The organism is Bacillus cereus group sp. MYBK101-2, from assembly GCF_051918845.1.
In the GTDB taxonomy this organism is placed as follows: Bacteria; Bacillota; Bacilli; order Bacillales; family Bacillaceae_G; genus Bacillus_A; species Bacillus_A paranthracis.
On record NZ_JBQAIE010000002.1, the window covers coordinates 13685 to 26887 of the forward strand.

Sequence of the window (13203 nt, forward strand, 5' to 3'; positions counted from 1 at the left end):
AATTTAGACATATTTAAACTGATTCCTGTACGTTAAGGAACCGATTACTTAGTTTACTACTTTTTTTAAAGAATCAAATAGTGAAAATTTCGTGGGAATTTGCTTAACGTAAGTTTTATATCAACTATTACGTTGGGGTACAGCCAAGGTACGAGTATTATCTATACTATGAAAATCAGAAGTATTTAAAGTATTCTAAGAAGAAAAATTGAGTGATAAGATACGTTAAATATTTGATATCTTAACTAAGTAAACAATGTATTTAACGTATTCAAAGTAGTGCAATGAGAAGGTATCGAATAACCTCACTTGGATAAACCGTGTCTCTTAAGAGCTCCTTAAGGCGCGTCCGTTACCTTGAGGGCAACGAACGGTTGTAGACTTCGATGTTGCAAGGATCGTTGTCAAACACATTGTTTACATGTATTTAAATTAAGGTTTTTACTCCTAAGTATAGATAACATGTATATCTCGGCTGTATCCCTTTTTCGCTTGTTCTTGATTGATCAAATAAGTCAAAATATCTTTCTAAATTTTTCACTGATATGCCCCCTATTTTATCTTCTTCAAACTTGCATTCCAATAACTCATTTCTCATACGCCTGTTTCTAAAATAATAATTTAAATTGGGACCTCTCAGAGGTCCCAATTAATTAAAAAGTAATGTCTCCACTTGTTACATCATTTACAATTTTTGTACTAATCCCTCTAACATCTCGAAAACTTCTAAATTATTTTCTTGGTAGTTCAGGGAATAAATAACGTAATATACAGATTGTTAAACGTCTGGATTTGCCTTTATACGGATATATATGCATATACATCGATGGATTAAAGTTTGCCTCAATAATTCCATAAGCATTTTTATTAGCTGCAGGAACTTCTGTATTTTCAATAATCAAATCAATACCACTAATATTAGCTCCAAGTGCCGACACAGCATCTACGGCAATTTTCTTATAATCATCGGGAATTTGATCTGTCACATCAATTGAGTCTCCACCTGTACTGACATTAGAATTTTCTCGCAGGAAAACAATTTCATCACTTGTTGGAATTGAATCTTTTCGATACCCTTGAGCTTTAAGCATTAGGACCTCTAATTCACCTAATTGTATATTTTCTAAAGGTGTTCTATGGTCCATTCCTCTTAATGAATTCAGGTTCTTTTGAGCGACTAACTCTTCAATCGTATGTGAACCGTCTCCTATAACATTGGCAGGAATTCGTAATAAAACGGCAGAAACTTTGTCATCTAGCACAAAAAATCGATATTCTGTTCCATTAATAAATTCTTCTATTAATACTGATGAGTCCTCTTTAAATGCTATTGTGAGTGCTTTTTGATAGTCTTCGTAACTTGCTCCGTCTTCTTTAAAGATAGATATTCCTAAACCATAATTTGTTGTTTTTGGTTTAACGACAAAAGGCTTTCCTGCAAATATATCATAGGAACGTAAAGCTTTTTCTATATCACTAAATTCCTCACCTATTGGTACACGAAATCCATGCTGTTGAAGAATTTTCTTTGTTACTGTTTTATTTTCCATAATTAATGGTGATACATAACTATCTTTACTTGTCATATTCCCATTTTTCACATATTCAACATGATTTCCTAGCTGTAGTTTTAAAAATTGATCTTGTCGATCTAAAACGTCTACTTGTATTCCTTGTTGAATAGCATCAAACATTAAAATTTGTGTAGACAACTCCATGTCAGTAAATCCTGATAGTTGATATGGTTTATCCCATGCTTTTTTATAATTTTCTTTAGCAATACGGTAAGCTACCTGACTTTGACTACTTTTTATAATCTCTTTATAAAGTCTTCCAGCTAAAGTCTTACTTGGATCTGTTAGCATTTCTCTCAAGTTAACAAACAAGGTATTCGAAATCGTTATGTCTAACAGCCCTGTTAAATGTTCCATTTCATCAATAATACGCTCAGCATCTGTCTTAAATTGCGTATGTTCTAACGGATGTTCAAGAGCCACTACATTATTTTGAAAGTCACCGATTTTTACCCATTCATCATTATTATCGTCTTGGTCAATCCATAGTAAATAGATAAGGAAAAGATGTAGAAATTCTGCTTGTTCATGGCTAATTCCATATGTTTCAAAAGGATTTAAATCTAGGTTTCTTAATTCAATATAACGAATACCATGATTTTTTAAATCTGAAACTTGAGGACCGCCCCTTAAACGGACAGAGGCATAAAATTCTTTTTCTTCTAATAAAACCCCTTTATTCACCAGCGAAGAAAGATCAGATATATAGTTCTGTAAACTACTATAGGATACTTGAACATCATTTTCATTACTATAACCATGTTTACTATTTCTAATGCTTCTTACGGCGGCATTTAAAGGATTTATTTCAAAGAAATTCTTTTCACTACTAGGAGAAGCACCAAAGAAATAAGTTATTAACCATCGATAGTGTAAATAATTCCTTGTGACTTTCAGATAAATTTCTGTTTTAAATTGATGATAATCTTTTATTTCTGATTGTAATTCAAATAATGCCTGAATCAAATCATCACTAAATTCAAAATTGTAATGAATACCACTAATCATTTGTTTTCGTCGACCATAAGAATTAGATAAATATCGACGATATAAAACATTTTCATGATTGTTAAGTTTCGCAATAACAATATCTTCTTCTTTTTCGGGCAACTGTGGTGGCATGCTTAATGGCCAAAGCATTTCGTTATCTCCCATAGAACGATAGGCAACATCATGGATAGCTGCTAAGTAATTAAATAAATCTCCTAGTGTCTCGGTAACTGGTGTGATTAATTCCATTTGTGTTTCAGAGAAATCTCGCTGAATATAAGGATGTTCATCTCTTACTGAAATGCTTTTGGGATGTTCCGTTTTAGCTAAACTTCCTGATAGGTCAATTCGTTGACTTTCTTTTTCAACTCCAAAACGTGCTTTTAATAAATATGGTTTAATACGGTCATTGTTTAACATTTTTTTCATTTCCATATAAACTGTACCTCCCATCAACTCAAATATTTGATATAGAAATAGCTAAAATTATAACTACTATTTTTTGAATTTAGCATTTGGATATTAATGGCCAAAGCATTTTATTCTTATCCACGGAAAGAGAAGGGATTTCGCGAATAGCTGCTAAGTAATTAATCATGTCTTCTAATGTTTTAGTATTAGGCTGAATATATGATCTTGTATCTCTTATTGAAACGGGTTTAGACGTTTCAGTTGAACTTTCAAATAAGTCAACTTGTCGATTTTCCTTTTCGATCTCATAACGAGATTTTAATAAGGATGGTTTAACACGGTAATTAAATAACATTTTTTTAATCCACATGAACTCTTCCTCCCAATTTATTTGTTTTTACAAACGATATAATATGACAAAATATAACAATCAAAAGTACCCACATCTCTACATGCGGATACTTTTGTTACTATATTTTGCTGTAAACTTAAATACTTCATATGCCATTGGAAGTGGGTATTGTTGTAAATAAAAATCATCTTAAATACTTCATATGGAAAGAGAAATGCTCATTTAAGAAAGTGGAAATAAAGAAGTAGCTATGATCATAGCCCTCCATTTTTTTATAAGTTACCATTTGACTATTTTTTTGAGCGTTCTCTAAGAAAATATGCTCTTCCAATTGTTTTGGATAAAACTCGTCTTGACTACCTTGCATAATAAGAATAGGTGGAATATTATCTTCTTTAATTAAGTCTGAAGCATCCCATTGTTTCCAAGAATCTTTGTCTTCACCTAAATAAGAGGTGAAAGCATTTATTCCCCATGGAACTTGACTAGGGGTTAAGATTGGAGAAAAAGCAGAAATCGCTTTGAATCTCTTAGCATTTTTCAAACCAATCGCTAAAGCCCCATGTCCTCCCATTGAATGTCCCATTATGCTTTCTTCACCTGAAAAATTAGGTACTATAGTCGAAGCAATGGATGTTAATTCATCTACTATATATGAATACATTTTATAATGCTGCGCCCAAGGCGCCTGGGTAGCATTTAAATAAAAACCTGCCCCTTGTCCAAGGTCCCATGCTGCAACATCTGAAACGTGTTCTCCACGTGGTGAAGTATCTGGCATGATTACTGCAACTTGATGCTTTTCAGCCAAACGTTGAAATCCACTTTTTTGACTAAAATTATCATCTGTACAAGTTAAACCAGATAACCACCATATAAGTGGGATTTTTTTCTTTTCTTTATTTGATGGTAAATAGATACTAAATTTCATATCACATTGCAAGACTTCTGAATAATGGCTATATTTACGTTGCTCTCCTTCGAAAGAACGATGTTGTTCAATACATTTAAGACTCATTATCTCACTCTCCATAAGTTAAAATCGTACGAATGGATTCACCTTTGTGTAGTAAGTCAAATGCCTCATTGATGTTTTTAAATTCTAAATGATGAGTAATAAATGAATCTAAATCAATTTCACCCTTCATATAATCTTCGACCATTTCTGGAAGCTCAGATCTTCCTTTAACTCCACCAAAGGCTGATCCACGCCATACTCGACCCGTTACTAATTGGAATGGACGAGTATGAATCTCTTTACCAGCACCGGCTACACCGATAATAATACTTTCGCCCCAACCTTTATGACATGCTTCAAGAGCGGACTTCATTACTTCAACATTACCAATACATTCGAAACTATAATCCACGCCTCCATCTGTCATTTCGACTATAACTTCTTGAATTGGGCGCTCATAATCTGCAGGATTCACAAAATCAGTCGCTCCCATTTTTTTAGCTAGTTCCCATTTTTTCGGATTTAGGTCAACTGCAATAATTCGGCTTGCTTTCGCTTGAACCAATCCTTGAATAGCTGCTAATCCAATCGCTCCTAAACCAAATACAGCTGTCACAGCTCCTTCTTCAACTTTTGCAGTGTTGTGTACAGCACCAATACCTGTAGTCACACCACATCCTAATAAAGCAACTTTATCTAACGGAGCGTTTTCATCGATTTTCGCTAAGTTAATTTCATTAACAACTGTATATTCACTGAATGTACTAGTTCCCATGTAATGATAAAGGGGCTCTCCATTATAAGAGAAGCGAGTTGTTCCATCAGGCATTAAACCTTTACCTTGTGTTTCTCGTACAGCACTACATAGGTTTGTTTTACCAGAACGACAGAATTTACATTCTCCACATTCAGGTGTATATAGTGGAATAACATGATCCCCAGGTTTTACTGAAGTAACTTCATCACCTACTGAAACGACAACACCAGCACCTTCATGGCCTAATACAGCAGGAAATACTCCTTCTGGGTCGTCACCTGATAATGTAAAAGCATCTGTATGACAGACAGAAGTATATAGTATTTTTACTAATACCTCTTTTGCTTTTGGCTCTTCTACATCGATTTCTACGATTTGAAGTGGCTCCCCTGGCTTAAATGCAACAGCAGCTCTACTTTTCAAATGAATCCCTACTTTCTTTTGTTTATTAATGTTTACACTATTAAGATTACACCTTATAATCTTAATTACAATACTGACATATTTGTCACTATAAACATTTTTAAAGAGAAAGGACTGGAAATTTATGGTTATTCATTATAAGGACAAGGAATTTTTTACTGGAAAAGATTTGGCTTTATCTGTGATTGGCGGTCGTTGGAAAATAGCAATTATATGGTGTTTGTTACAACGTTCCCCATTAAGATTAAGTGAAATACAAAAAAAGCTGCCTGAAGTTAATCAACGTATGTTGATTAGACAGTTGAGAGAATTAGAAGACGATAAAATAATTACTCGATGTGTATACCCCGTAGTGCCTCCTAAGGTTGAGTATGAACTTAGTGAAATTGGTCATCAACTAGAGAATGTTGTAACAGCCATCTGTGATTGGGGAGATGACTTTAGTGATTTTGTAGAAAAAGATTCGGACGAACTTAGTTGAAGAAACAAGTAAATATTGATTCATTAAAAATAGTGCGTAATTGTATGACTTAATCCATAAATTTGCATACAAAAAACCGATAATTTTGCATTGAATGCTGTAAAGTCATACGTAACGACTAGTTAAGATAATTAACGAAAATATACGCTAAGTAAATTTCGACATAAAATGAGCCGAATTTCCTACTCTAAGGAATATTCGGCCCATATGCTTTATTTAGGTTGTAATTTGTTCTCTTCATATTCTTTTAGTATTTTATAAAAAGTATTTTTCTTAAGTCCTAATAGGGGTAGTACCAGCGAAGCTGTCACCGCCCGCAATAAGGAAATGTCAAGATTACAATAAGTTGTTTAAGTTTAATACTTCCAACACGCATACCCCCATCCTGTTTTGGATAGGGCAAAATAAAGTTGTTAAATTTTTTAAAAGGATACCTTAGCAATACAGTCATTTAAAAATATTAATTTTCTTCAATAATCGCCTCATTAGTTTAAGTACAATGCTTCACAAACTTTGTTCTTTTGCATTCTTACAGGAATAAAAAGAACTGCAGATACATGCAGTTCTATCAGAAATTTATTCTATATAGTTCACGCCTTAATTATCCTATAGAGCCGTCTAATGCCCAGCTGGGTTCCCATGCTTTTAACATACTCAGATCCTCTGGCAAGAAGTACAAATAAAATGATAAAGTTTGCTTTATGAATAAGTGTTAAATGTTTTTTTAATATTTAATAATTGTTCTCCCCAAATGCTGGCCATTTTTGATCGATTCAATCTTTTGGGGTAATTCTTCAAGAGAAATCTCACTTATTAGAGTCGTTTGGGAAATATTCCATTTATTCGCTATTTTATCCCAAATATCCCCACGTTTATTGATTGGTACATTTACAGAATCAATTCCTAAAAGGTTGATTCCTCTTAGTATAAACGGCAATACTGTTGATGTTAGTTGGATCCCACCGGCATTCCCACACATACTCATGCTTCCACCATAAGAAATTTGAGGAATCAATACAGAAGCCACGTCCCCACCAACGGTATCTAATACATAATCAAATCTTTGTTTATTTAATGGTTTCTTTAGCTCTCCTAACTCGTTTGCAAAAATAACATTGGTTGCTCCTAAAGATTTTGCCACCTCGGATTGGTGCTCTTTTCGTACTAAAGCAAAAATATTTTTGTATCCGATTTTAGATAAGATTTGTAACGCAATACTACCAACTCCACCAGTTGAGCCAGTAACTAGTATACTTGGATTGTTATTCATGTCCATGCCATTCTCCTCTAGAGCCATGATGGAAAGAGCAGAAGTAAACCCTGCTGTTCCAAAAACCATTGCTTCCTTTAAGGTCAAGTTATTGGGCAAAGGAACAATCCAATCTGCAGGGACTCTAGCATATTCTGCAAAACCTCCAGTATGGCTCATGCCCATAGCAAAACCTGTCACAACAACTTGCTGTCCCTCTATGTAACGATTATCTGTTGTATGAACGATGGTTCCACTTAAATCAATTCCAGGAATCATGGGATAATTTCGAATAACACCTCCATTTTTTTGAACAGCCAGCATATCCTTATAATTGATTGAAGAATATGCCACCTTAATTAAAACTTCTCCATCAGAAAGATTGTCAACACTGACATCTTCCAAACCATAAATTACTTGGTCATGTTTTTCTTTGACTATAATGGCTTTAAATGAATTCATGCTTACCTTCCCCTTCCAGTATTTTTTTGTATTAAAATATTTTTGTAACAAAAATATTTTAATACAAAAACTAACATGATATTATAGATAATGTCAATATGGGGGAGATACTATGGAATTAAAAGAGTGCATAAATTTTTTACTAAGTGTTAGTCAAAATAAAGTGTTTAAATATTTTAGCAAGCTTTTAGAGGAATATGGATTGACACCAGCTCAATATGGTGTGTTGAATTGTTTGTGGAGAGAAGGTCAATTATCTCCTAAACAAATTGGAGAACTTGTATATTTAGAAGCCCCTACAGTCTCTGGGATTTTAGATAAAATGCAAAAAGCTGACTTAATTGAACGTTCAGTAGATCCTAAAAATCGAAGAAATGTTTTAGTAGTGGCTACTCAAAAATCTACCGAAATTAGAGATAAAGTTGAAGCAGCAACAATTAAGTTGAATAATACAGTCCTTCAAAACTTGTCAGATAGCGATAAGGTAGTGCTAAAAAAAGCGTTAGATATAATAATAAAGTCTAATTTTTAATTATTTATATAAATACTGCTATATCAAGGTATATAACATCTAACTCAGTTAAACCCTAATGTTGGGTGAGAAAATTTGTGTCACGTTTTGGATTGGATCTAACCTAATTCTCATAGGTGTTTTAATATTTAACGGAGAAGATAAATAATAGTAGAAAATCCCTTCATTATCGGTTGAAGGGATTTTCTTTTGGCCAATTGAGACTTTATCCTAGTTGAACTAACCCGATTGCGGAATAGAGTAACTGGAGCTTTTAACTTTATTACTTTTTTATAAAGTAGAATTTTTTATGCTATCACCGTAACAAAAACGACCGTTATTGTTACGGTCATTAGTAAGAAACTTTTAGTCTAATTAACTTGCATAATGAGTGTAACAAAAATATGTAACAATATTATTTGTAACAATATCCTCATTTAATTGTTTTTGGTACAATAGTTGGTGAAGGAGATGAGAAATATGAAGTTTGGTTATATGCGTGTTTCTACATTAGATCAAAATTTAGATCGCCAAAAGAAACAGCTTGAAGAATTTGGATGCGACCGTATTTTCTTCGAAAAAATAACCGGTACAAAACGAAACCGGCCGGAATTAAATAGTATGCTGGAATTTCTTCGTCCAGAAGATACAGTCGTTGTAACGGATTTAACTCGATTATCACGTTCTACAAAAGATCTCATTGAAATTACGGAACAAATTTCTCAAAAAGGAGCGCACTTGAAAAGTCTAAAGGAATCATGGCTTGATACAACAACAGCACATGGAAAAATGTTGTTTACTATTTTCGCTGGTATTGCTCAATTTGAACGAGATTTAACTTCTGAACGGACAAAAGAAGGGATTGAGGCTGCAAGGAAACGAGGGAAACATCCTGGAAGACCAAAAACCGATGAGGAAAAGGTTGATTATGCTTTATATCTTATTAATCAAGGTATGAGCCGTACAGATGCCGCTGAGAAAGCTGGTATCTCGAGAATGACTTTGTACCGTAAGATGCAACAGTAAAATACATATAGTTTTGATTTTAGTATAGTAGGAGGAATTACATTGACCTCAATTGAACGTACAGCCTATCCAAGGTTTAAACAAAACTTAACTCGAAAAGAACTGAAAGAGATTTATACCGTCACATATGCGGACAACCAATTTGCCCATAGAGTAGCACGTGGAACTATTCCTGTCTTTAGCCTTTTAGTTATGCTAAAGTCTTTCCAACGACTAGGTTATTTTCCACGTCCAAAAGATATTCCATCTGTGATAATTCATCACATCCGTTCAAGTTTACGTATGTCAAATGAAACCGAACCCAACTTCCGAACAAAGTCCATATATCGACACCAGAAAGCAATTCGTGAGCATTTGCAAGTATTGCCCTTTGGGAAGGATGCTTTACATATTGCTACTAATGCAATATATAAAGCATCTCAAGTGATGGATAACCCCGCTGATCTTATTAATGTTTCTATTGAAGAATTAATTAAGGAACGTTATGAATTACCAGCATTCAGTACACTAGATCGGCTTGCACGTCGAGTGAGAACGCTGGTTAATAATCGTCTTTGTAATACAATTCTCGCGCGTTTGTCTAATATAGAAAAAGATAAACTCGATCAATTACTTCATACGTCAAAAGAAACTCAACATTCTGGTTATAATTATTTTAAAGAAGTTCCCAAAAGCCTTTCTATTACTCATATGAAAGATTTACAAAACAGACTTTCATTTATTACGTCTTTCCTTCCAAACATTCATGATTTATTAGAAGGCATTCCAAATTCTAAATTGTAGCACTTTGCTGCTGAAGCGAATTCTTTAGATGCTTCAGAGATAAAGGACTTCGCTCCTCCCAAAAGATATATGCTGTTGTTATCAACTATTTATCGGTCACAAATTACAACTAGGGATAACCTTGTAGAAATGTTTCTAAAAAGGATGGGAATCATTCATAAAAAAGGAAAAGAAGAACTTTCTCTTTTGAGGGAGCAACATCGTTCCATAAGTGAAAATCTTATTTCTGTACTGAGTGAAGTTTTAGAAACAACAGCTATGCATGATGATAATACACAAATTGGCATCAAAATTACTGAGCTATTTGAAGCTAAAGGTGGTATAGAATTTTTAAAACAGGACTGTACAGCAATATCCTCATACAACGGAAATAATTATCTACCACTTTTAGAAAAATTCTATAAGAATCATAGAAAAACATTATTTCGGCTCATTACATTATTAGAAATTGACTCAACAACTCAAGACGATTTCCTCATAAATGCTCTGAAATTTTTATTAGAGAACGAAAACCGTAAGGTTGAACATCTACCTAGCGATATTGATTTATCATTCGCCAGTGAACAGTGGAAACATACAATTCGCGCTGAAAAAAGCACGAATTTACTTTACCGTAAACGTCTTGAAATCTGTATATTTTCTTATTTAGCCTCTGAATTAAAGACGGGAGACCTTAGTGTAAAAGGTTCTGAGAAATATGCTGATTATAGACAACAATTACTTCCATGGGAAGAATGCCAACCGATGGTTGAAGATTATTGTAATGAACTAGAATTACCTTCCTCACCTACTGATTTTGTTAATCGGTTAAAAAGTTGGCTAACATCCGCTGCAAAAACTGTTGATCGAAACTATCCTAATAATGGACAAGTTATCATAACTGAAGATGGAGAACCAATCCTGAAACGTTTGGTACGAAAAGAGTCTTCCAAGAGTAGTAAAATGTTAGAAAAAGAAATTATACAACGACTACCGGAACGAACGATTCTCGATATACTTTGTAACGTTGAACACTGGACTCATTGTACAAGACATTTCGGCCCATTTTCAGGATCTGAACCTAAATTAGAGCATCCAATTGAACGTTATATTATTACTTCATTTGGATATGGCTGTAATTTAGGGCCAGCCCAAACCGCTAAACATATGAGAAATATAGTAACACCTCATATGATTTCTTTCGTGAATCGTAGACATATCAGTGCCCAAAAATTAGATACCTCAATTCAAGACATTTTAAATCAATACAACCTCTTTAGCCTTCCAAAGCTATGGGGGAGTGGAAAAACAGCCGCCGTTGATGGAACAAAATACGATTTATATGAAGAAAACTTACTGTCAGAATACCACATCAGATATGGGGGCTATGGAGGAATAGCTTATCATCATGTTTCGGATAATTATATTGCGCTATTTAGCCATTTTATCCCCTGTGGGGTTTGGGAAGCTGTTTATATTATTGATGGATTGCTAAAAAACAAGTCAGATATCCAACCCGATACGATTCATGCTGATACACAAGGTCAGTCTACTCCTGTCTTTGCACTTTCTTATCTATTAGGAATCAATTTAATGCCTAGAATTAGGAATTGGAAGGACTTAAAATTTTTTAGACCAAGCAAACATATTCAATATAAACATATAGATCCTTTATTTAGTGATGTAATCGATTGGAAGTTAATTGAGACTCATTGGCAAGATTTATTTCAAGTTGTTTTGTCTATAAAAGTTGGAAAGATACTACCCTCAACTCTTCTCAGAAAACTGAGAAGTAATAGTAAAAAAAATCGACTGTACCAAGCATTTCGAGAGCTAGGCAGAGTCATTCGAACGATATTTCTTCTTAGATATATCTCAGATATGAAATTAAGAGAGCAAATTACAGCTAGTACAAATAAAGTGGAAGCATATAATGGTTTTTCAAAATGGTTATTCTTTGGTGGGGATGGGATTATTACTGAAAATGATCCAGTAGAACAAGAAAAACGTATTAAATATAATGATCTCGTTGCCAATGCAGTCATTTTTCAAAATGTCGTTGATATTACCATGATTTTATGGCAGCTCAAAAGAGAAGGTTATCGATTCTCACGAGAAGATCTGGTGATGTTAAGCCCATATATGACGAAACATATAAAACGTTTTGGCGATTATGTGATTGATTTACAAAACATTCCACAACCAATAGAAGAGAATATACCTGTATAAAAAATAAACGGGTCATAACATGGAAATAAAAACCAGTCTATGACCCATTTTTACACGTATCTCGGCTGAACCCCATATACTGTAACGAAAATATTATATTTTTTACAATGTTTTGTACCTATCATTGTCTTTTGATGAAATTTAGTTTTCGTCAAAAGACAGTTGAAATTTTAAGGGATGATTTAAATATGAATAGATGGCTTGCTTTAGAATTAGAAAAACTTGTAGAAATTAACAAAACTCCTCATTCTGCAAAATGGCAAACTACGCCACCTTTTTGTTTATTTAATTATGATGGAAAATTATTAACCTTAGCAGGTAACACTAAGAAAGGCCAATTTACTACTCCTTTTTTTATAGTCAAAGCAGTAGATACTAAAAAAAATTGTGCCTTGCTGGAATTATTATTTCCATTTCCGATTATAGAAAATAAACACAACCAAAAATTTCCGTTAAATAAATTTTGCTGTGTGAAAAAATTATTCCATACAAAAAGTAAATTATTTGTAAATCTTGCTGACTTTTGTGGTTTGACTTTTGTAGAAATTCCAGTTTTCGATTATTTGACAAAATCAAGAGTGATAAAAGATAGCTTTTGTTTAGCTTTTTGTTTATCACAAAATTGTCCACCTCAAAACATATGGGAAACAAGCAAAAAACATCTAAATAATATTACCACTATAACAAGTTCTTATAACTATGGAACAGATTCAGAATTACAAATGTTTTTATATACTAAAACCAAAACTTATAAAATGTTTATCCCGAAAGGACATTGTCAATCTCTTACTATATCAGATTTGAAATATATTGAAATTCTCACTCCACAAAAATTTGTCGCGGGTACTATACAAATACAACTTAATTATTGTTATAAGGAAAAATACTATTTCTAAAAACATAACAATTACAAATTATTGTAATTGTTATGTTTTTTATTTTATCCATGTCCACAATCTAAAAAAGGACATACACTATTAATAAATTAATTGGACTATTCATTAAAAAGGAGCGTTTA

At 33.3% G+C, this 13203-nt stretch carries 9 protein-coding genes and 1 pseudogene; 5 read left to right on the forward strand and 5 right to left on the reverse strand.

The window, feature by feature from the left end; all coding sequences use genetic code 11:
- Positions 1-731: 731 nt before the first annotated feature.
- The 4 genes from gshAB to ACTFSI_RS05345 form a co-directional block, all read right to left on the reverse strand.
- Positions 732-2999 carry a bifunctional glutamate--cysteine ligase GshA/glutathione synthetase GshB gene (gene gshAB / locus ACTFSI_RS05330; RefSeq protein WP_061681022.1) on the reverse strand — a complete coding sequence of 756 codons (2268 nt, stop codon included), beginning with the start codon at positions 2997-2999 and terminating at the stop codon, positions 732-734.
- Between the two features lie 73 nt (positions 3000-3072).
- Complete coding sequence (locus tag ACTFSI_RS05335; protein WP_000264855.1) at positions 3073-3345, reverse strand: hypothetical protein; 273 nt, start codon at positions 3343-3345, stop codon at positions 3073-3075.
- Positions 3346-3511: 166 nt separating this feature from the next.
- Complete coding sequence (gene fghA / locus ACTFSI_RS05340) at positions 3512-4345, reverse strand: S-formylglutathione hydrolase (protein ID WP_061681024.1); 834 nt, start codon at positions 4343-4345, stop codon at positions 3512-3514.
- A 4-nt stretch (positions 4346-4349) separates the two neighbouring features.
- Complete coding sequence (locus ACTFSI_RS05345) at positions 4350-5465, reverse strand: S-(hydroxymethyl)glutathione dehydrogenase/class III alcohol dehydrogenase (RefSeq protein ID WP_047957158.1); 1116 nt, start codon at positions 5463-5465, stop codon at positions 4350-4352.
- 124 nt (positions 5466-5589) lie between these two features.
- On the opposite strand from ACTFSI_RS05345, the gene ACTFSI_RS05350 reads away from it, so the two are divergent.
- Positions 5590-5946, forward strand: a complete 357-nt coding sequence (locus ACTFSI_RS05350; protein WP_000234699.1) for a winged helix-turn-helix transcriptional regulator — start codon at positions 5590-5592, stop codon at positions 5944-5946.
- Between the two features lie 724 nt (positions 5947-6670).
- Here ACTFSI_RS05350 and ACTFSI_RS05355 read toward each other — a convergent pair.
- Positions 6671-7657, reverse strand: coding sequence for a YhdH/YhfP family quinone oxidoreductase (locus ACTFSI_RS05355; RefSeq protein ID WP_047957157.1), 987 nt, complete (start codon positions 7655-7657; stop codon positions 6671-6673).
- 112 nt (positions 7658-7769) lie between these two features.
- On the opposite strand from ACTFSI_RS05355, the gene ACTFSI_RS05360 reads away from it, so the two are divergent.
- The 4 genes and pseudogenes from ACTFSI_RS05360 to ACTFSI_RS05375 all read left to right on the forward strand — a co-directional run bounded on the left by ACTFSI_RS05360 (position 7770) and on the right by ACTFSI_RS05375 (position 13081).
- On the forward strand, positions 7770-8189 hold the full coding sequence (locus ACTFSI_RS05360; protein WP_047957156.1) for a MarR family winged helix-turn-helix transcriptional regulator: 420 nt from the start codon (positions 7770-7772) through the stop codon (positions 8187-8189).
- A gap of 459 nt (positions 8190-8648) precedes the next feature.
- Entirely contained in the window at positions 8649-9194 is a 546-nt protein-coding gene (locus ACTFSI_RS05365; RefSeq protein WP_000668450.1) for a recombinase family protein, read from the forward strand.
- A 42-nt stretch (positions 9195-9236) separates the two neighbouring features.
- Positions 9237-12185 (forward strand): annotated as a pseudogene (locus ACTFSI_RS05370) (Tn3 family transposase).
- A 188-nt stretch (positions 12186-12373) separates the two neighbouring features.
- Positions 12374-13081 (forward strand): CotZ-related putative spore coat protein, encoded by a 708-nt coding sequence (locus ACTFSI_RS05375; protein WP_001082942.1) that lies wholly within the window; start codon positions 12374-12376, stop codon positions 13079-13081.
- Positions 13082-13203 lie beyond the last annotated feature (122 nt).

What these genes read in the sequence shown, in the direction of transcription:
- ACTFSI_RS05365 (WP_000668450.1), top strand. Translation starts at nt 8,649, where the DNA reads ATGAAGTTTGGTTATATGCGTGTTTCTACATTAGATCAAAATTTAGAT.
- ACTFSI_RS05355 (WP_047957157.1), bottom strand. Translation starts at nt 7,657, where the DNA reads ATGAATTCATTTAAAGCCATTATAGTCAAAGAAAAACATGACCAAGTA.
- gshAB (WP_061681022.1), bottom strand. Translation starts at nt 2,999, where the DNA reads ATGGAAATGAAAAAAATGTTAAACAATGACCGTATTAAACCATATTTA.
- ACTFSI_RS05350 (WP_000234699.1), top strand. Translation starts at nt 5,590, where the DNA reads ATGGTTATTCATTATAAGGACAAGGAATTTTTTACTGGAAAAGATTTG.
- fghA (WP_061681024.1), bottom strand. Translation starts at nt 4,345, where the DNA reads ATGAGTCTTAAATGTATTGAACAACATCGTTCTTTCGAAGGAGAGCAA.
- ACTFSI_RS05375 (WP_001082942.1), top strand. Translation starts at nt 12,374, where the DNA reads ATGAATAGATGGCTTGCTTTAGAATTAGAAAAACTTGTAGAAATTAAC.
- ACTFSI_RS05360 (WP_047957156.1), top strand. Translation starts at nt 7,770, where the DNA reads ATGGAATTAAAAGAGTGCATAAATTTTTTACTAAGTGTTAGTCAAAAT.
- ACTFSI_RS05335 (WP_000264855.1), bottom strand. Translation starts at nt 3,345, where the DNA reads ATGTGGATTAAAAAAATGTTATTTAATTACCGTGTTAAACCATCCTTA.